General features: G+C 59.7%; 16 protein-coding genes. All 16 read right to left on the bottom strand.

Annotated elements, in window-relative coordinates:
* Positions 1 to 3: 3 nt before the first annotated feature.
* Positions 4 to 1,011, bottom strand: coding sequence for an NADH-quinone oxidoreductase subunit NuoH (nuoH, locus tag PspS49_RS18705; RefSeq protein ID WP_007920179.1), 1,008 nt, complete (start codon positions 1,009 to 1,011; stop codon positions 4 to 6).
* Positions 1,008 to 3,722, bottom strand: a complete 2,715-nt coding sequence (nuoG, locus tag PspS49_RS18700) for an NADH-quinone oxidoreductase subunit NuoG (RefSeq protein ID WP_137219226.1) — start codon at positions 3,720 to 3,722, stop codon at positions 1,008 to 1,010. Before nuoG ends, nuoH begins: the two co-directional genes overlap by 4 nt.
* A gap of 133 nt (positions 3,723 to 3,855) precedes the next feature.
* Positions 3,856 to 5,211: an NADH-quinone oxidoreductase subunit NuoF gene (nuoF, locus tag PspS49_RS18695; RefSeq protein ID WP_007920184.1), complete on the bottom strand. Its 1,356-nt coding sequence runs from the start codon at positions 5,209 to 5,211 to the stop codon at positions 3,856 to 3,858.
* Complete coding sequence (nuoE, locus tag PspS49_RS18690) at positions 5,208 to 5,705, bottom strand: NADH-quinone oxidoreductase subunit NuoE (protein WP_007920186.1); 498 nt, start codon at positions 5,703 to 5,705, stop codon at positions 5,208 to 5,210. Before nuoE ends, nuoF begins: the two co-directional genes overlap by 4 nt.
* 2 nt (positions 5,706 to 5,707) lie before the next feature.
* Positions 5,708 to 7,492, bottom strand: a complete 1,785-nt coding sequence (nuoC, locus tag PspS49_RS18685) for an NADH-quinone oxidoreductase subunit C/D (protein WP_064117789.1) — start codon at positions 7,490 to 7,492, stop codon at positions 5,708 to 5,710.
* Positions 7,493 to 7,565: 73 nt separating this feature from the next.
* A complete protein-coding gene (locus tag PspS49_RS18680) occupies positions 7,566 to 8,240 on the bottom strand; it encodes an NADH-quinone oxidoreductase subunit B (protein WP_007920192.1) in 675 nt (224 codons plus the stop codon).
* A gap of 10 nt (positions 8,241 to 8,250) precedes the next feature.
* Complete coding sequence (locus PspS49_RS18675) at positions 8,251 to 8,664, bottom strand: NADH-quinone oxidoreductase subunit A (RefSeq protein ID WP_003223812.1); 414 nt, start codon at positions 8,662 to 8,664, stop codon at positions 8,251 to 8,253.
* Positions 8,665 to 9,310: 646 nt separating this feature from the next.
* On the bottom strand, positions 9,311 to 10,636 hold the full coding sequence (gene aceA / locus PspS49_RS18670; RefSeq protein ID WP_007920195.1) for an isocitrate lyase: 1,326 nt from the start codon (positions 10,634 to 10,636) through the stop codon (positions 9,311 to 9,313).
* 474 nt (positions 10,637 to 11,110) lie between these two features.
* Positions 11,111 to 11,872, bottom strand: coding sequence for a secretin N-terminal domain-containing protein (locus PspS49_RS18665; RefSeq protein WP_160040964.1), 762 nt, complete (start codon positions 11,870 to 11,872; stop codon positions 11,111 to 11,113).
* Between the two features lie 233 nt (positions 11,873 to 12,105).
* Positions 12,106 to 12,531: a GNAT family N-acetyltransferase gene (locus PspS49_RS18660; RefSeq protein WP_034155132.1), complete on the bottom strand. Its 426-nt coding sequence runs from the start codon at positions 12,529 to 12,531 to the stop codon at positions 12,106 to 12,108.
* Complete coding sequence (locus tag PspS49_RS18655; RefSeq protein ID WP_102899355.1) at positions 12,524 to 13,693, bottom strand: cupin domain-containing protein; 1,170 nt, start codon at positions 13,691 to 13,693, stop codon at positions 12,524 to 12,526. Before PspS49_RS18655 ends, PspS49_RS18660 begins: the two co-directional genes overlap by 8 nt.
* An 86-nt stretch (positions 13,694 to 13,779) precedes the next feature.
* Positions 13,780 to 15,150: an adenylosuccinate lyase gene (purB, locus tag PspS49_RS18650; RefSeq protein ID WP_016987412.1), complete on the bottom strand. Its 1,371-nt coding sequence runs from the start codon at positions 15,148 to 15,150 to the stop codon at positions 13,780 to 13,782.
* 127 nt (positions 15,151 to 15,277) lie between these two features.
* Positions 15,278 to 15,901: a high frequency lysogenization protein HflD gene (gene hflD / locus PspS49_RS18645; protein ID WP_127928941.1), complete on the bottom strand. Its 624-nt coding sequence runs from the start codon at positions 15,899 to 15,901 to the stop codon at positions 15,278 to 15,280.
* Positions 15,898 to 17,022: a tRNA 2-thiouridine(34) synthase MnmA gene (gene mnmA / locus PspS49_RS18640; protein ID WP_127928939.1), complete on the bottom strand. Its 1,125-nt coding sequence runs from the start codon at positions 17,020 to 17,022 to the stop codon at positions 15,898 to 15,900. The genes hflD and mnmA overlap by 4 nt, the downstream gene beginning before the upstream one ends.
* A gap of 59 nt (positions 17,023 to 17,081) precedes the next feature.
* Positions 17,082 to 17,528: an NUDIX hydrolase gene (locus PspS49_RS18635; RefSeq protein ID WP_160040962.1), complete on the bottom strand. Its 447-nt coding sequence runs from the start codon at positions 17,526 to 17,528 to the stop codon at positions 17,082 to 17,084.
* 200 nt (positions 17,529 to 17,728) lie between these two features.
* Positions 17,729 to 19,954, bottom strand: a complete 2,226-nt coding sequence (locus PspS49_RS18630; RefSeq protein ID WP_127928937.1) for an NADP-dependent isocitrate dehydrogenase — start codon at positions 19,952 to 19,954, stop codon at positions 17,729 to 17,731.
* Between the last annotated feature and the right edge of the window lie 473 nt (positions 19,955 to 20,427).

Raw genomic sequence — 20,427 nt, 5'->3', positions numbered from 1 at the left:
TCCTCACTGAACCGCGACTGCAGGCGTGTTCCACAACACGACCGCAGCGGTCACCAGCAAATTGATCAGGGTCAGTGGCAGGCAGAATTTCCAGCTGAAATCCATCACCTGGTCATAACGCGGACGCGGAATGGAAGCGCGCAGCAGGATGAACAGCATGATGAAGAACGCGGTCTTCAGTGCGAACCAGACGAACGCCAGTTGCGGCAAGATGCCGAACGGACCGTGCCAGCCACCGAAGAACAGGGTGACCAGCAGCGCCGAGATCAGGATGATGCCGATGTATTCACCGACGAAGAACATGCCCCATTTCATACCGGCGTATTCAATGTGGTAACCGTCGGCCAGTTCCTGTTCCGCTTCCGGCTGGTCGAACGGGTGACGGTGAGTCACGGCGACGCCAGCGATGAAGAAGGTACAGAAGCCGAAGAACTGCGGAATGATGAACCACAGGTTCTGCGCTTGGTACTCGACGATGTCGCGCATGTTGAACGAGCCGACCTGGACCACGATGCCCATCAGGGCCAGGCCCATGAACACTTCGTAGGACACGGTCTGCGCCGAGGCACGCAAGCTGCCGAGCAGGGCGAACTTGTTGTTACTCGACCAGCCGGCGAACAACACCGCGTAGACCGACAGACCGGCCATGGCGAAGAAGAACAGCAGGCCGATGTTCAGATCCGCGACGCCCCAGGTCGGGGTGATCGGGATGATCGCAAACGCGATCAGCAAGGCCGACATGGCCACCACCGGTGCCAAAGTGAAGATCACCTTGTCGGCAAACGGCGGGGTCCAGTCTTCCTTGAAGAACATCTTCAGCATGTCGGCGGCGATCTGGAACATACCAAACGGACCAACGCGGTTCGGACCGTAACGGTCCTGCCACCAGCCCAGCAGGCGACGTTCGACAAAGCTGAGCAACGCGCCCGCGACCACTACGGCCAGCAGAATCACGATGGCTTTGACGACCGAGAGGATCACATCGATCACTTCAGGGGTGAACCAGGTCATTGCGCTGCCTCCTGCAGACCGTCGACGGATACGCCGGCGAATGCCGGTGGAATGCCGGCGATGCCCGCAGGCAATGCCACCAGACCGGCGCCCAGTTCTTCATTGATGCGCAGCGGCAGACGCAGGGTCTGACCGGCCACGTTCAGGCTCAGCAGGGCACCGTCGTTGACGCCGAGACGATCCGCTTCGGACTTGGCCAGTGCCACGTATGGAGCCGGAATACGCTCTTGAACCGGCGCGGCTTTCGAAGAGTTTTCTTCGCTGCCGAACAGGTGGAAGAACGGCACGGCTTGCCAGGTGCCCGGCGCCGGATTGAATGCGCGCGGTGCTGCAGCGAACCAGTTCAGCGAGTCGCCAGTGCTTTCGATCAGGCGGGTGCCTGGGTCGCCAGCGCGGATGTGACCACCGACTTCGTCCTGGAACTTGTTCCACGCTTGTGGCGAGTTCCAGCCCGGCGACCATGCAAATGGCACTTGCTGACGCGGTTCGGCAGAGCCCGAGTAACCTTCCATGGAGAAGGCAAACGCGGTGTCTTTGTCTTGCGGGGTGCGCGGTTCGTGAACGCTGATGTCGGCGCGCATCGCGGTGCGACCGGAATAACGCAGCGGCTCACGCGCCAGTTTCAGACCCTTGATGCGGAACGCCGCCGAAGGTGCAGCGTCGACGATACGCGCCAGTTGCTCGGTGCTCGAAGCAACGGCAGCGGTGACGTGGTCGAGTTGCGTCCAGTCGATCGGCTGGTTCAGCAGGGTCGCGCGCAGGGCGTGCAGCCAGCGCCAGCCTTCGTGAACCAGGATGCTCGCATCCATGTATTGCGGGTCGAAAACCTGGAAGAAGCGCTGGGCGCGACCTTCCTGGCTGACCAAAGTACCGTCGCCTTCAGCGAAGCTAGCGGCTGGCAGAACCAGGTGCGCGCGGTCGCTGGTAGCGGTTTTCTGATGGTCAGCAACGATCACTACTTGCGCAGCGTTCAGTGCGGCATCGACTTTTTCTTTGGCAGTGCGGGTGTACAGATCGTTTTCCAGCACAACGATCGCGTCGGCTTTACCGTCGATGACAGCTTGCAGCGCAGCATCCACCGACTCGCCACCGAGCATGGCCAGACCGAGGCTGTTGGCTTCCGGCACGATCAGGCTGATCGAACCGTTTTTCTCGCGCAGCTTCAGTGCCTTGGCGATGTTCGCGGCGGCTTCGATCAAGGCTTTGGAGCCCAGCGAAGTACCGGCGATGATCAGCGGACGTTTTGCAGCGAGCAGGGCGTCAGCGATGCGCTGAGCCAGTTGCAGTGCTTCGGCGTCCAGACCTTCAACGGCCGGGGCGCTGGCATCCAGCGCGTGAGCAACGGCGAAGCCGATGCGCGCCAGGTCGTCAGGAGCGGCGTGTACGCATTCTTCAGCGATGTCGTCGAGCTTGGTTTCCGCCAGGCTGGCGATGAACAGCGGGTTCAGCGCGTGCTGACCGATGTTCTTCACCGCAGCGTCGAGCCAAGGCTGGACGCGCATGGCTTCGGCCATGTCTTCAGCCTTGCCTTTGACCGATTGACGCAGCGACAGCGCCACACGGGCGGCGGTCTGGGTCAGGTCTTCACCGAGGACGAAAATCGCGTCGTGGTCTTCGATGTCGCGCATGTTCGGCACTGGCAGCGGGCTGTCTTTCAGCACTTGCAGGACCAAACGGATGCGCTCCAGTTCGGAGGCTTCGATACCCGAGTAGAAGTGCTCGGCGCCCACCAGTTCACGCAACGCGTAGTTGCTTTCAAGGCTGGCACGCGGCGAACCGATACCAACGATGTTGCGACCGCGCAGCAGATCAGCCGCTTTATCCAGTGCAGCATCCAGACCGAGCTTGGTGCCGTCGGCCAGCAGCGGCTGACGTGGACGGTCGGTGCGGTTGACGTAGCCATAACCGAAACGGCCACGGTCGCACAGGAAGTACTGGTTCACCGAACCGTTGAAACGGTTTTCGATGCGACGCAGTTCGCCGTAACGCTCGCCCGGGGAGATGTTGCAACCGCTCGAGCAGCCATGGCAGATGCTCGGCGCGAATTGCATGTCCCACTTGCGGTTGTAGCGCTCGGAGTGAGTCTTGTCGGTGAACACACCGGTCGGGCAGACCTCGGTGAGGTTGCCGGAGAACTCGCTTTCGAGCACGCCGTCTTCAACGCGACCGAAGTACACGTTGTCGTGGGCGCCGAACACACCGAGATCGGTGCCGCCAGCGTAATCCTTGTAGAAACGCACGCAGCGGTAGCAAGCGATGCAGCGGTTCATTTCGTGGGAAATGAACGGGCCCAGTTGCTGGTTCTGGTGGGTGCGTTTGGTGAAGCGATAACGGCGCTCGTTGTGGCCGGTCATCACGGTCATGTCTTGCAGGTGGCAGTGACCGCCTTCTTCGCACACAGGGCAGTCGTGCGGGTGGTTGGTCATCAGCCATTCAACAACACTGGCGCGGAACGCCTTGGATTCTTCATCTTCGATGGAGATCCAGGTGTTGTCGGTGGCCGGGGTCATGCAGGACATGACGATGCGACCACGGGTGTCGTTCTCGTCGGTGTACTGCTTGACCGCGCACTGGCGGCAAGCCCCGACGCTACCAAGCGCGGGGTGCCAGCAGAAATAAGGGATGTCGAGGCCCAGCGACAGACATGCCTGTAACAGGTTGTCTGCCCCGTCGACTTCGAGCGCTTTGCCGTCTACGTGGATAGTGGCCATGGTTCAAAGGTCTTCGTTGGCCCGGTGTCAGCGGGCGTGGCTAATGGAATCTTGTTATCCGTGCGAATCAAACCAGCCTCGAAAGGCGTCATCGCAGGAGGAGAAGGGCCCAGGCCCTTCACCTGTTAAGCGTTTACGCGCCGATTACGATCGGCCTTGCCAGAGGCGGGACGGCGGCGCTGACTGGCGCGATACCGGCTTCGAACTCTGGACGGAAGTATTTGATGGCACTGCCCAACGGTTCCACGGCACCCGGTGCGTGAGCACAGAAGGTCTTGCCCGGGCCGAGGAAGTTGACCAGACCCAGCAGGGTCTCGATGTCGCCTGGCTGACCGCGACCTTGTTCGATGGCCATCAAGAGCTTGACGCTCCATGGCAAACCATCGCGGCACGGGGTGCAGAAACCGCACGACTCGCGAGCGAAGAACTGCTCCATGTTGCGCAGCAAGGAGACCATGTTGACGCTGTCATCCACCGCCATGGCCAGGCCGGTACCCATACGGGTGCCCACTTTGGCGATGCCGCCGGCATACATTTGCGCGTCGAGGTGTTCTGGCAGAAGGAAACCGGTACCGGCGCCGCCTGGCTGCCAGGCCTTGAGCTTGAAGCCGTCGCGCATACCGCCGGCGTAGTCTTCGAACAACTCGCGACCGGTGACGCCGAATGGCAGTTCCCACAGGCCCGGGTTTTTCACTTTGCCGGAGAAGCCCATGAGCTTGGTGCCCATGTCTTCGCTGCCTTCGCGGGCCAACGATTTGTACCAGTCCACGCCGTCGGCAATGATCGCCGGCACGTTGCACAGGGTTTCCACGTTGTTCACGCAAGTCGGCTTGCCCCACACGCCGACGGCGGCAGGGAAGGGCGGCTTGGAGCGCGGGTTGGCGCGGCGGCCTTCGAGGGAGTTGATCAGCGCGGTTTCTTCACCGCAGATGTAACGCCCGGCGCCTGTGTGGACGAACAGCTCGAAATCGAAGCCGCTGCCCAGAATGTTCTTGCCCAGCAGGCCCGCTGCCTTGGCTTCTTCCACGGCACGGTTGAGGTGCTTGGCGGCGGTGGTGTATTCGCCGCGCAGGAAGATGTAGCCACGGTAGGTTTTCAGCGCGCGAGCACTGATCAGCATGCCTTCGATCAGCAGATGGGGCAGTTGCTCCATCAGCATGCGGTCTTTCCAGGTGTTCGGCTCCATTTCATCCGCGTTGCACAGCAGGTAGCGGATGTTGATGGATTCGTCTTTGGGCATCAGGCCCCACTTCACGCCAGTGGGGAAGCCTGCACCGCCGCGCCCTTTCAAGCCTGCGTCTTTCACGGTCTGGACGATAGCGTCCTGATCCATATCGGCGAAGGCTTTGCGCGCAGCGGCGTAACCGTTCTTGGCCTGGTACTCGTCGAGCCACACGGCTTCGCCGTCGTCACGCAGACGCCAGGTCAGCGGGTGAGTCTCGGCCGAACGCTGAATGCGGTTGGCAGGACCGAAAGATGTCAGGGTCATACGTAGCCCTCGAGCAGTTTGGCGACGCCAGCAGGCTGCACATCACCAAAGGTGTCGTCGTCGATCATCAGCGCCGGTGCCTTGTCGCAGTTGCCGAGGCAGCAGACCGGCAGCAGGGTGAAACGACCGTCGGTGGTGGTCTGACCCAGGCCGATGCCCAGATTGTTCTGGATTTCGCTGACCACCGACTCGTGGCCGCCGATGTAGCAGACCATGCTGTCGCAGACGCGAATGATGTGACGGCCAACCGGCTGACGGAAAATCTGGCTATAGAACGTCGCCACACCTTCAACGTCGCTGGCCGGGATGCCGAGGATCTCGCCGATCGCGTACAAGGCGCCATCCGGCACCCAGCCGCGTTCCTTCTGAACGATCTTCAGGGCTTCGATCGACGCCGCGCGCGGATCTTCGTAGTGATGCAGCTCGTGCTCGATGGCCGAGCGCTCGGTTTCACTGAGGGTGAAACGGTCTGTCTGGATAAGCGTGCTGTTCATGCTTAGCGGTCCACGTCGGCCATAACGAAATCGATACTACCCAGGTACGCAATCATGTCCGCGACCATGCTGCCTTTGATCACCGAAGGGATCTGTTGCAGATGCGGGAAGCTTGGAGTGCGGATCCGGGTACGGTAGCTCATGGTGCCGCCGTCGCTCGTCAGGTAATAACTGTTGATGCCCTTGGTCGCTTCGATCATCTGGAAGGATTCGTTGGCCGGCATCACCGGGCCCCACGAAACTTGCAGGAAGTGCGTGATCAAGGTTTCGATGTGCTGCAGCGTGCGCTCTTTCGGCGGCGGCGTGGTCAGCGGGTGATCCGCCTTGTACGGGCCTTCCGGCATGTTGCGCATGCACTGGTCGATGATCTTGATGCTCTGGCGCATTTCTTCGACGCGAACCATGCAGCGATCATAGGCATCGCCATTGGCGGCCAGCGGCACTTCGAACTCGAAGTTCTCGTAGCCGGAGTACGGACGCGCTTTACGCAGGTCGAAATCGCAACCGGTCGAACGCAGGCCAGCACCGGTGACACCCCATTCCAGGGCTTCTTTGGTGTTGTACTGGGCGACGCCGATGGTACGACCCTTGAGGATGCTGTTCTGCAGGGCAGCCTTGGTGTATTCGTCGAGGCGTTTTGGCAGCCATTCAACGAAGTCTTTCACCAGTTTTTCCCAGCCGCGTGGCAGGTCGTGGGCGACACCACCGATGCGGTACCAGGCCGGGTGCAGACGGAAACCGGTGATGGCTTCAATCACCGTGTACGCCTTCTGGCGGTCGGTGAAGGTGAAGAACACCGGAGTCATGGCGCCGACGTCCTGGATGTAAGTCCCGAGGAACAGCAGGTGGCTGGTGATCCGGAAGAACTCGGCCATCATGATGCGGATGACGTCGACCTTCTCAGGCACCTTGATGCCGGCCAGCTTCTCGACCGAGAGCACGTACGGCAGGTTGTTCATCACGCCGCCGAGGTAGTCGATACGGTCGGTGTACGGGATGAAACTGTGCCACGACTGACGCTCGGCCATCTTCTCGGCACCACGGTGGTGGTAACCGATGTCCGGCACGCAGTCGACGATTTCTTCGCCGTCCAGTTGCAGAATGATGCGGAACGCACCGTGCGCCGAAGGGTGGTTCGGGCCGAGGTTGAGGAACATGTAGTCCTCGTTCGGGCCGGAACGCTTCATGCCCCAGTCTTCAGGACGGAAACGCGCGGCTTCTTCCTCAAGCTGTTGCTTGGCCAAGTTCAGGCTGAACGGATCGAATTCGGTGGCGCGCGCCGGGAAGTCCTTGCGCAGCGGGTGACCTTCCCAGGTCGGCGGCATCATGATGCGCGACAGGTGCGGGTGACCTTTGAAATCGATACCGAACATGTCCCAGACTTCACGCTCGTACCAGTTGGCGTTCGGCCAGATGCTGGTGACGGTCGGCAAGCTGAGGTCGCTCTCGGACAAGGCGACCTTGATCATCACGTCACTATTACGCTCCAGCGACATGAGGTGATAGAACACGGTGAACTCAGCGTCGCTCGGCAGCCCTTGGCGCTTGGTGCGCAGACGCTCGTCCACGCCGTGCAGGTCATAGAGCATGACGTACGGCTTGGGCAGGTTGCGCAGGAAAGTCAGGACTTCAACGAGCCTGGCGCGCGCGACCCAGAGTACCGGCATGCCGGTGCGGGTCGACTGAGCGGTGAACGCTTCGGCGCCAAAACGGTTGTTCAATTCAACGACCACATCCTGGTCGTCTGCCTTATAAGGCGGGATGTACAGAGCACTGCCTGTAGTCATGGTTATTTTTTCGCTTTCGGTCAACGTAAAGAATGAAGCCAGCTTCTCGTTTCTTTGTCAGAACAGATCTGGATCAGACTTCGTCAGGGCTGCGCAGGTTGGTGACTGCGATTCGCTGTTCGCGGCGCTCTTCCTTCTGCGAAGGCATGTCGGCGCGATAAACGCCTTGATCGCCAACGACCCAGGAAAGCGGACGACGCTCCTTGCCGATCGATTCCTGCAGCAGCATCAAGCCTTGCAGAAATGCTTCCGGACGGGGAGGGCAGCCAGGTACGTAGACGTCCACGGGCAGGAACTTGTCCACCCCTTGAACCACAGAGTAGATGTCGTACATGCCACCGGAGTTAGCGCACGAACCCATGGAGATAACCCACTTCGGCTCGAGCATCTGCTCGTAGAGACGCTGGATGATCGGCGCCATCTTGATGAAGCAGGTCCCGGCGATAACCATGAAGTCGGCCTGACGCGGCGATGCCCGGATCACTTCGGCGCCAAAGCGCGCGATGTCGTGGGGCGCCGTGAAGGCGGTGGTCATTTCCACGTAGCAGCACGACAGGCCGAAGTTGTACGGCCACAGGGAGTTCTTACGTCCCCAGTTGACCGCGCCACTCAGCACGTCTTCCAGCTTGCCCATGAAAATGTTTTTGTGGACTTGATCTTCTAACGGATCGGAAACGGTTTCCCGTTCGCCAATCGGATACTGCTCGTTAGGAGCATCGGGGTCGATCCTGGTGAGATTGTATTGCATTGCCAAAGCCTCATTGTTTCAGCTTCGCCTGCCGCTTGCGACGAGCTTCCGGAGCCCAGTCAAGGGCGCCCACTCGGAACAGGTAGACAAGACCTGCCAACAGAATTGCTATGAAAACGAGAGCTTCGACGAATCCGGTCCAGCCGCTTTCGCGGACGGACACAGACCATGCAAAGAGAAAGAGGGCTTCGATATCGAAGATCACGAAGAGCATCGCGACCAGATAGAATTTGGCTGAGAGCCGCAAGCGGGCGCCACCGGTAGGTAGCATGCCGGACTCGAACGGTTCGTTTTTGCTGCGACCCCAGGCTTTTGACCCAAGGAGGCTGGAGACGCCAAGCATGAAGGCACACAGGCCGACGACACCCAGAAGGAAAATGGCAAAGCCCCAGTTGTGGGCCATGAGTCCTGTCGCTTCGGGCATGCTGGTAATCCTTAACAGAGAGCAAAGGTCTCTGAGCTTGATAAAGAAATAGGCAGTGACGATATGTCGCAGCAATCAATCGCGCTGATTTTATGGCTAAACACCCTGCAAGTAAAATTCCTATAGCGAAATTATTTATTGGAATAAGGGCATAGCGCATCTCCAATGCCCTGCAGCCCATGCGTTGCGGGCATTAGGCGGGTTTATGCAAATAATGTTTTGTAGGGAATGTAACGAACATAGTTGTGGCTAAATGATAATTAATATCGTTTGCGGGTGTTTTGTAACTGTTTAACGGGATGTCAGTTGGGAAGTTGTCTTACTTGCACGTTACTGCAAGTAGCGACGGCGCCCGTTTTAGCGGATTTTTCTGACGGATGTACCGCGCTGGATCAATGTTTTGTCTCGCGGGCTGAAGAGAAAACCTGTGGGAGCGAGCCTGCTCGCGAATGCGGTGGGTCAGTCGCCGCATGTGCAAGCTGGCACAACGCATTCGCGAGCAGGCTCGCTCCCACAGGGGATTGATGGTGTCTGGGAGATTATCTCGAGCAAAAAAACGCCCCGAACCAGTCGGGGCGTCAGTTTTGCGGCTCTGCGGTTAGCTTTCTATACGATCCGCAAAGGCCGTTTGCTCAGCGAAGCCGAATCAGTGGAACTGTTCTTCTTCGGTCGAACCGGTCAGTGCGGTGACCGACGACGAGCCACCTTGAATCACAGTGGTCATGTCGTCGAAGTAGCCGGTGCCGACTTCCTGCTGGTGAGCCACGAAGGTGTAACCCTTGGCGGCGTCAGCGAATTCCTGCTCCTGCAGCTTCACGTAGGCAGTCATGTCGTTGCGGGCGTAGTCGTGCGCCAGGTTGAACATGCTGTGCCACATGTTGTGAATGCCGGCCAGGGTGATGAACTGGTGCTTGTAACCCATGGCGGACAGTTCGCGCTGGAACTTGGCGATGGTCGCGTCGTCCAGGTTTTTCTTCCAGTTGAAGGAAGGCGAGCAGTTGTACGACAGCAGTTGGTCCGGGTATTCCTTTTTGATCGCTTCGGCGAAGCGACGAGCCTCGTCCAGATCCGGCTTGGCGGTTTCGCACCAGATCAGGTCGGCGTATGGCGCGTAAGCCAGACCACGGGCGATGGCTTGATCGAGGCCGGCGCGAACCTTGTAGAAACCTTCCTGAGTGCGCTCGCCAGTCACGAACGGCTGGTCGTACGGGTCGCAATCGGAGGTCAGCAGGTCAGCAGCGTTAGCATCGGTACGGGCCAGAATGATGGTCGGGGTACCGGCAACGTCAGCCGCCAGACGCGCAGCGGTCAGCTTCTGTACGGCTTCCTGAGTAGGAACCAGTACTTTGCCGCCCATGTGACCGCATTTTTTCACGGAAGCCAGTTGGTCTTCGAAGTGAACGCCGGCGGCGCCTGCTTCGATCATGCTCTTCATCAGCTCATAGGCGTTCAGTACGCCGCCGAAACCGGCTTCAGCGTCAGCCACGATCGGCGCGAAGTAGTCGATGTAGCCGTCGTCGCCCGGGTTCTTGCCGGCTTTCCACTGGATCTGGTCAGCACGACGGAACGAGTTGTTGATGCGCTTGACCACGGTTGGCACCGAGTCCACCGGGTACAGCGACTGGTCCGGGTACATGGATTCTGCGGAGTTGTTGTCCGCAGCCACTTGCCAGCCCGACAGGTAGATCGCCTGGATACCGGCTTTGACCTGCTGAACAGCCTGGCCGCCGGTCAGGGCGCCCATGCAGTTGACGAAATCTTTCTCAGGACGGAAGGACGGCTTGGCACCCTGGGTGACCAGGTTCCACAGCTTGTCGGCGCCCATTTTTGCAAAGGTGTGCTCAGGTTGAACCGAGCCACGCAGACGGACGACGTCAGCAGCGGAGTAAGTGCGTGTCACGCCTTTCCAGCGCGGGTTTTCAGCCCAGTCTTTTTCGAGGGCTGCAATTTGCTGTTCGCGTGTCAGTGCCATGGAGATAAACCTCGTCGCGTCTTTTATGAAAAGTTGTTCTGCGGTGGAAAATTCCTGCGCTCGCTGACCAGAAGCTTAGGTGGTCAAGACGGATTCGGCGGGGTAGGCGACGGGATGAACGATGGGCTCGAGGGGAAGTGAGCAGGTAGTGGCGGACTGCGGGCGCATTCGGGCGTCGTGGGCCTTTATACGGTCTACAGTGTGAAGCCGGGTTACCTAATTACGCTTCCGTCCCTCGGGACAACTTCGTTCCAGTCGGCAACCTCGTCAAACACACCTTGTGGGCGGTACAGACACGAAGCGGTTCGCGGGGTAGGTGCGAACATCGCTTCGAAGGCCCTTGCCAGGGCCTCTGATTAGCGGGAGCGAGGCCATCATGCCTTCGCTTTTTTACCCCGTCAAACGTTTTGTAGTGCTTTTTTTCAAGCACTACATCTTTCGTCTAATACGACTAATCAGTCAGTTTTTGGTGCTTTAGTCCAGAGCGTCGACTTTCACCCTCAAGGTCATGTCATCCCGGCCTTGAGTCGAGTAGCTGCGGGTCAGGCCCTGTTTGTCGGCCTGAGTCTGGCGATTGACGCCGGCGAGGGTGATCCATTCACCGAGGCGCCCGCTGACAGTTGTGTCGGTGCTTTGCACGTTCACTACATCGGGACGTTCCTGGCTCATGCGGTCACGGTTGGTACTGATCGCCAGGTGAACGATATCGCCGGTGACGCTGGCGGTGACATAGAAACCCTGGGTGACGTTGCGGTATTGCGTCTGGCTGTTGTAACCGCCGTAGGAATCGCTCTGAACATTGGTGAGCGGCACGCTTTGGCCGACTTGAATCAGCGCTGGCATGCCATCGGTGGCCTGAACCTGCTGCACGCCGCCTTCGCGGCTGGTGGTGCTGCGGCTGATGATACGGGTCTGATTCGGCTGAGCGCCGTTGACCGAATAGCCTTCGTCGCCACGGCCATTGTTTTCATTGGTGTCGACGCTGATCAGCAAGCGCTTGGGCGCAGTGTCCAGTTGGGTGATCAGCGCCTTGAGTTCCTGAATCTTGTCCGGCTCGGCCTTGATGATCAGCTGGTTGCCGTAGGCGCTGACCTGACCGTCCTTGCCGAGGAAGTCTTGCGCCATCGGCAGCATGTCGGTGCTGGTGCGGTAATTGAGAGGCACGATTTCTGTGGCTGCCATCACCGAAAAACTGCAACCGAGCAGCAGGGTGGTGAGCAGGGTGCGTAGGGACATGTCCGTTATCTCCGCTTTCGAAAGGCTTGATATTGCCAGTTTGTCGGCCTGGGGTGGGGCAAGTTGAATCGTAGACAGCAAAACGCCCCGGCATCGGTTGATGTCGGGGCGTGATCGTTCCCACGCTCTGCGTGGGAATGCAGCCAGTGACGCTCTGCGTCACATGCCGCAAGGGACGCGGAGCGTCCCGAGAGGCATTCCCACGCAGAGCGTGGGAACGATCAGGGCGGGTCTCAGGCCGAATGGCGAACCATGTCGACATGCGGAATCCCGGCTTCGAGGAATTCCTCGCTGACCAGGCTGAAGCCCAAACGCTCATAGAACGCGGTGGCCTGAACCTGCGCGCTGAGCATTTGCTGCTTCAATCCGCGTTCTTCAGCTTCAGCAATGACCGCTTGCATCAGCGCATCACCGACTTTCATGCCGCGCCAGTCTTTCAGCACCGAAACCCGGCCAATGTGCCCATCAGGCAACAAGCGCGCAGTGCCAATCGGAAAGTCGCCTTCAAACGCCAGAAAATGTACGGCGGTCGCGTCATCCGCGTCCCATTCCAGCTCAGGTGGCACCGATTGTTCGGCGATGAACACCGTTTCACGAATGCGCCGGATCTCGGCGATGTCCTTCTGCCAGTCTGCGACACGTACGCGAATCTTATTCATCGGCGAACCCCAGGCTCCCTTGCTTGACCAACTGGCACAGCAGGCCGCAAGCGTCTTCGTCGTTCAGCCACTCACCGAGGTTGTCAGTGTGCAGGGCGTCAGCGGCGCAGATCAGCTTCAACAGTTCGCGCAGCTTGCCCGGCAGGTAACGGCTCTGGCCGCTGGCGAACAGCAGCAGGTCGTCATCGACTTCCGACCAGGCCAGGCGCGCACTCGGATTGCGGATCAGAATGGCGCCATCCTGCAGGGCGGCGAGGAAGTCTTCTTCTTCGATTTCTTCCGGGCCGGCCACCAGTTCCGGATAGCGTGGCTCGGTCATGTACTGGCCGAACCAGGTCAGCAGCAGGCGTTCGTCGCTCATGTGCTCGGCGAGCAGGGCTTTCAGGCGATCCAGTGCATCGTGCTGAATCTGATGCGGGTCGGCTGCAGGCTGTGCGTCGGCGTCGGTGTAGCGCTCTTCGTCAGTCAGGAACTGGCTGAGGAAGTCGGTGAAGTGAGTCAGCACTTCGGAAGCGCTTGGTGCGCGGAAACCGACCGAGTAGGTCATGCAGTTATCGACCGCGACGCCGCAGTGAGCCAGGCGCGGTGGCAGGTAGAGCATGTCGCCCGGTTCCAGCACCCACTCTTCGGTCTCGTGGAATTCGGCGAGGATGCGCAGATCGGCGTGTTGCAGCAGCGGGCTCTCGGAATCGCACATCTGACCGATTTTCCAGTTGCGCTTGCCGTGGCCTTGCAGCAGGAACACGTCGTAGTTGTCGAAGTGCGGACCAACGCTGCCACCCGGGGCGGCGAAGCTGATCATCACGTCGTCAACGCGCCAGCTCGGCAGGAAGCGGAAGTTTTCCAGCAGTTCGCTGACTTCCGGCACGAACTGGTCAACCGCTTGTACCAGCAGAGTCCACTCTTTTTCCGGCAATTTGCTGAACTCGTCTTCAGCGAACGGGCCGCGACGCAGTTCCCAAGGGCGCTCGCCGTGCTCGATCACCAGGCGCGATTCGACTTCTTCTTCCAGGGCCAGGCCGGCCAGTTCGTCGGCGTCGATCGGGCTTTCGAAATCAGGAATCGCCTGGCGGATCAGCAATGGCTTTTTCTGCCAGTAGTCACGCAGGAACTCGCGTGCCGTGATGCCGCCCAGAAGTTGAAGAGGAATATCGGGATTCATATGTAACCTATTGAAAAAAAGCACTTTTCAGACGGGAATAAAAACGCCCGGCGCGGCCGGGCGTCTCAAACGGATCAAGCGGTCGATCAGATGCGTTTGGCTTGCGCTACAGCGTTGCCGATGTAGTTGGCCGGAGTCAGTTGCTTGAGCTCGGCTTTCGCTTGCGCTGGCATGTCCAGGCCGTCGATGAAAGTCTGCAACGCTTCAGGGCTGATGCCCTTGCCGCGGGTCAGTTCTTTCAGCTTCTCGTACGGGTTTTCGATGTTGTAGCGGCGCATCACGGTCTGGATCGGCTCAGCCAATACTTCCCAGCAAGCGTCGAGGTCAGCGGCAATCTTCTGCTCGTTGAGCTCCAGTTTGCTGATGCCTTTGAGGCTGGCTTCGTAGGCGATCACGCTGTGGGCGAAGCCGACACCGAGGTTGCGCAGTACGGTGGAGTCGGTCAGGTCGCGCTGCCAGCGGGAAATCGGCAGTTTGCTCGCCAGGTGCTGGAACAATGCGTTGGCGATGCCCAGGTTGCCTTCGGAGTTTTCGAAGTCGATCGGGTTGACCTTGTGCGGCATGGTCGACGAACCGATTTCGCCAGCGATGGTGCGCTGCTTGAAATAACCCAGGGAGATGTAGCCCCAGATGTCACGGTCGAAGTCGATCAGGATGGTGTTGAAGCGCGCAATTGCGTCGAACAGCTCGGCGATGTAGTCGTGCGGTTCGATCTGCGTGGTGTACGGGTTGAAGCCCAGGCCCAGTTCGTCTTCGATGAAGGCGCGGGCGTTGGCTTCCCAGTCGATCTGCGGGTAGGCCGACAGGTGCGCGTTGTAGTTGCCGACAGCGCCGTTGATCTTGCCCAGCAGCGGCACGGCAGCGACTTGAGCGATCTGACGCTCGAGACGGTAAACCACGTTCGCCAGCTCTTTACCCAGAGTGGTCGGGGAGGCTGGTTGGCCGTGAGTGCGCGACAGCATCGGCACGTCAGCAAAGCGGATGGCCAGTTCGCGGATGGCGTTGGCGGTCTGGCGCATCAGCGGCAGCATCACGTCATCACGGCCTTCGCGCAGCATCAGGGCGTGGGACAGGTTGTTGATGTCTTCGCTGGTGCAGGCAAAGTGGATGAACTCGCTGACCTTGGCCAGCTCCGGCAGCTTGGCCGCCTGCTCTTTGAGCAGGTATTCGATCGCTTTGACGTCGTGGTTGGTGGTGCGCTCGATCTCTTTGACGCGCTCGGCGTGCTCCAGCGAGAAGTTTTCAGCCAGTTCATTGAGAACGGCGTTGGCCTCGGCGGAGAAGGCTGGCACTTCAGGGATGCCCGCGTGGGCGGCCAGGCGCTGGAGCCAGCGCACTTCAACCAGAACACGGGCACGGATCAGGCCGTACTCGCTGAAAATCGGGCGCAGGGCCTGGGTTTTGCCGGCGTAGCGGCCGTCAACAGGGGAAACCGCAGTGAGCGAAGAAAGCTGCATGGGGTGTTCTCGGACAGTCGGGCAACGAAATGGGGCGCGTATCATACATGAAAAAATCCGCCGGTCCGTTGCCAACTGACCGGCGTATTACGCGTTACAGACTACAAAGCTTTTATTGCAGGGCGAATTACTCGCTGCGCATCAACGGATACAGCTCTTTGAGCAGCTTGCGCCGGCTGATCACCAACTGCCAGCGATGGCCGCCGAGCTGCCGCCACAGGCGCGCTGAACGGATGCCGGCAAGCAGCAGGGCGCGGATCTTCGAGGCGTTGCTCGGTTGCTGCAGGTTGCGCATGTCGCCGTGCACCTGAATGCGTTGGCGCAGGGTGCTCAGGGTGTCCTGATACAGCGCGCCGCAAGCCGCGACCACGTTTTCGTGGGCCGGGCCGAAATGCTCGACCTGCGACTGGATCTGCGGCAAACGCTTGCCGATGATGTCGAGCATGTCGTTGCGCTTGGCCAGTTGACGCTCCAGGCCGAGCATCGACAGGGCGTAGCGCAGTGGCTCGCGTTGCAACGTGCTCGGGTCGCGTTCCAGTGCACCGATCAGCGCTCGATAGCCTTCGCGCAGATTGAGGTCATCGCCACCGTACACGTCCAGCGTGTCCTTCGGGTCGCGCACCAGCAGGCTGCCGAGCATGCAACTAAGGCCAGCTTCGCTGGTCTGGCCGGTCTTGGCGATCCGGTCGACCAGCACGGCGGCGAGAAACACGCCGCCCAGCGCCGTCAGTTGTTCCTGAGTCGGGCTCATGCCTGGCCGCTCCACGGCTCGGCGACTTCGATCACGCCGCCACCGAGGCAGATTTCACCGTCATAGAAAACCACCGATTGGCCCGGCGTGACCGCGCGTTGCGGTTCGTCGAACACGGCGCGGTAACCGCTGGCGGTTTTTTCCAGGGTGCAGGCCTGATCGCTCTGGCGATAACGCACTTTGGCGGTCAGGCGCAGCGGTTGGCTCAGGTCGATCGGGTTGACCCAATAGATTTCCGAAGCGAGCAGGGCGCCGGAGAACAGCCACGGATGGTTGTTGCCCTGGCCGACGATCAGCTCGTTGGTGTCGAGATCCTTGCGCAGCACGTACCAAGGCTCGTCGCCGGCGTCTTTCAAACCGCCGATACCGAGGCCCTGGCGCTGACCGATGGTGTGGTACATCAAACCGTGATGACGGCCGATGACTTCGCCTTCGGTGGTCTTGATCTCGCCCGGTTGCGCTGGCAGGTATTGCTTGAGGAAATCGCTGAAGCGACGCTCGCCGATAAAGCAGATCCCGGTGGAATCCTTCTTCTTGGCGGTCGCCAGCTCGTATTTCTCGGCAATTGCGCGCACTTCCGGCTTTTCCAGTTCGCCGACCGGGAACAGGGTCTTGGCGATCTGTTCACCGCCGACGGCGTGCAGGAAGTAGCTCTGATCCTTGTTCGGATCGAGGCCTTTGAGCAGTTCGGTGCGGCCATCGATGTCACGGCGGCGCACGTAGTGGCCGGTGGCGATCAGGTCGGCGCCGAGCATCATGGCGTAGTCGAGGAACGCCTTGAACTTGATCTCGCGGTTGCAGAGGATGTCCGGGTTCGGCGTGCGTCCGGCCTTGTACTCGGCCAAAAAGTGCTCGAACACGTTGTCCCAGTACTCGGCGGCGAAGTTGGCGGTGTGCAGCTTGATGCCAATCTTGTCGCAGACAGCCTGAGCATCCGCCAGGTCGTCCATGGCGGTGCAGTATTCCGTTCCGTCGTCTTCTTCCCAGTTCTTCATGAACAGGCCTTCCACCTCGTAACCCTGCTCGATCAGCAGGAGAGCGGAAACGGAAGAGTCCACGCCGCCGGACATGCCGACAATGACGCGCTTCTTGGATGTGTCAGAAGGGGCTGGATCACGCATAGGGATTCAATGAGTGTCTTGAAAAAGGACGCGATTCTAGCAGGCTCGCGGCCTCAAGGCTAAAGAGAAGGGCGGATCAGTTCGAGGCTGAAGTGATGGCCGGCCAGATAATCGTCGATGCAACGGATGATCAGCTCACTGCGCCAGTTGTCGCGTTGGGCGATTAATTCTTCGCGGGTCAGCCACTTGGCACCGACGATGCCGTCGTCGAGTTGATAATCCGGGTGGTGTTTGACGGCTTTGGCGCTGAAGCACACGCGCTGGTAAGTCACGCCGTTGCTCGGCGCGGTGTACAGGTAAATGCCGATGACGCCGGTGGGTTCGACGTCCCAACCGGTTTCTTCGAGGGTCTCGCGCACGGCTGCATCGATCAGGGTTTCGTCCGGGTCGAGATGGCCGGCGGGCTGGTTGAGCACATTACGCCCGGCCTTGTGTTCTTCGACCATCAGGAAGCGACCGTTGTCCTCGACGATGGTGGCGACGGTGATGTGGGGGAGCCATTCCATAAAACCTTCCTCAATCTATTGGTTGAAACCCAATCCCATGTAGGAGTGAGCCTGCTCGCGATAGCGGTGTGTCAGCCGCCATTAATGTTGAATGGTATACCGCTATCGCGAGCAGGCTCACTCCTACAGGGGATTTGTGTTGTATTCAGAAACACAAACCCCGACACAAGGCCGGGGTTTGTGATGTTCCCTTTACAACCTTAAACCAGCGCAGCAATCGCCGCGTTGAGGGTTGCGCTTGGGCGCATGGCCTTGCTGATCAGCTCGGCATTGGCGTGGTAGTAACCGCCGATGTCGACTGGCTTGCCCTGAACGGCGTTGAGCTCGGCAACGATGGTTGCTTCGTTCTCGGTCAGGGTTTTTGCCAGAGTGGCGAATTGCGCTTGCAGTGCAGCGTCTTCAGTCTGGGCGGCCAGGGCCTGAGCCCAGTACATCGCCAGGTAGAAGTGGCTTCCGCGGTTGTCGATGTTGCCGACTTTGCGCGATGGCGACTTGTTGTTGTCGAGGAACTGGCCAGTGGCCTGATCCAGGGTTTTCGACAGTACCAGTGCTTTCGGGTTGTTGTAGTTCACACCCAGATGCTCAAGGGACGCTGCCAGTGCGAGGAACTCGCCCAGCGAATCCCAGCGCAGGAAGTTCTCTTCAACCAGTTGCTGCACGTGCTTCGGAGCCGAACCGCCGGCGCCGGTTTCGAACAGGCCACCGCCGTTCATCAGCGGCACGATCGACAGCATCTTCGCGCTGGTGCCCAGTTCCATGATCGGGAACAGGTCGGTCAGGTAGTCGCGCAGTACGTTGCCGGTCACCGAAATGGTGTCCTTGCCTTCGCGGGTGCGCTGCAGGGTGTACTTCATCGCGTCGACCGGTGCCATGATCTGGATGTCCAGACCGGCCGTGTCGTGATCCTTCAGGTAAGCCTGAACTTTCTCGATCACTACGCCATCGTGAGCGCGCATTGGGTCCAGCCAGAAGATCGCCGGGGTGCTGCTTGCGCGAGCACGGTTGACGGCCAGTTTGACCCAGTCCTGGATCGGCGCGTCTTTGGTCTGGCACATGCGGAAGATGTCGCCGGCTTCAACAGTCTGTTCCATCAGCAGGTTGCCCTTGCTGTCGGTGACGCGAACAACGCCGTCAGCCTTGATCTGGAAGGTTTTGTCGTGCGAGCCGTACTCTTCGGCTTTCTTTGCCATCAGGCCAACGTTTGGCACGCTGCCCATGGTGGTCGGGTCGAAAGCGCCATTGGCTTTGCAATCTTCGATCACAGCCTGGTAGATGGTCGCGTAGCAACGATCCGGGATGACCGCCTTGGTGTCGTGCAGCTGACCGTCGGTGCCCCACATTTTGCCGGAGTCACGGATCATCGCTGGCATCGAGGCGTCGACGATCACGTCGCTCGGCACGTGCAGGTTGGTGATGCCTTTGTCGGAGTTGACCATCGCCAGCGATGGGCGAGCAGCGTAGACCGCGGCCATGTCAGCTTCGATCTGAGCTTGCTGCTCAGCCGGCAGGGCCTTGATGCGCGCGTACAGATCGCCGATGCCGTTGTTCAGGTTGAAGCCGATTTCGGCCAGCACGTCAGCGTGCTTGGTCAGGGCGTCTTTATAGAACTCGGCAACGATCTGGCCGAACATGATCGGGTCGGAGACCTTCATCATGGTCGCTTTCAGGTGAACCGAGAGCAGCACGCCCTGGGCCTTGGCACTTTCGATTTCAGCAGCGATGAACGCGCGCAGGGCGTTTTTGCTCATCACGGCGCAGTCGAGGATCTCGCCGGCCTGAACGGTGGTTTTTTCTTTCAGGACGGTAGCGGTACCGTCCTTGGCGATCAGCTCGATCTTCACGGCGTCAGCGGCGTCGATCAGGGCAGCTTTTTCGCTGCCGTAGAAATCGCCGGTGCTCATGTGAGCGACGTGGGACTTGGAGTCTTTGGCCCAGGCGCCCATTTTGTGCGGGTGCTTGCGCGCATAGTTCTTCACCGACAGCGGTGCGCGACGGTCGGAGTTGCCTTCGCGCAGAACCGGGTTCACGGCGCTGCCCTTGACCTTGTCGTAACGCGCCTTGGCGTCTTTGTCAGCGTCGCTGGTCACGGTTTCCGGGTAGTCCGGCAGGTTGTAACCCTGAGCTTGCAGCTCTTTGATCGCGGCTTGCAGCTGTGGCACCGAAGCGCTGATGTTCGGCAGCTTGATGATGTTGGCTTCAGGCGTAACGGCCAGGTCGCCCAGTTCGGCGAGGTGGTCGGCTACGGCTTTGTCGCCCAGTTGCTCGGGGAAGCTGGCCAGAATACGTGCTGCAAGAGAGATATCGCGGGTTTCCACGGCGATATCGGCCGAAGCGGTGTACGCCTCGATGATCGGCAGCAGGGAATAGGTGGCGAGGGCTGGAGCTTCGTCGGTGAAGGTATAGATGATCTTCGAGCGGGTGGGCATATTCGGATTAACTCTCTCTTCTTTGCTAAAGCGTGCGCAGAAACTCGAGGGGCGCCGGGTAAGCGCGTTCGTTCAAAGTCATCCATGAACCGAATGTCGAGATTCTTCGCGGTGATGTTGGGTGCATCAGTAGAGCGTCAAGCAGTCAGGCTGCGGTAACAACCCGACCAATCAGGCGGAAAGTCTCGTGCTAGAGAGGCCAGCCGTCGTGACCCTGTGGTCAGCGGGCGGCATTATACATAGGTAGCTGGCAATCTGCCGATGGTTCATATGCAACGATTCTCGTCCATTGGTCTAAAGGTCGCAGGGCGGGGTCGGGCGTAGAGTCGTCGCGAATGCTTGAGTTTGGCGCTTTTCCCTTTGCTTTCAGGCTTGTACGAAACGAGATGTAGCCGCGCCACGAACAGAGGGTTTGCGTGTTGATTTAACTGGGTTACGCTCGAACCAAGCCAGGTGTTCAATCCAAACAATGG

The organism is Pseudomonas sp. S49, from assembly GCF_009866785.1.
Taxonomy (GTDB): Bacteria; Pseudomonadota; Gammaproteobacteria; order Pseudomonadales; family Pseudomonadaceae; genus Aquipseudomonas.
This window is presented reverse-complemented; position numbering and strand designations above follow the sequence as displayed.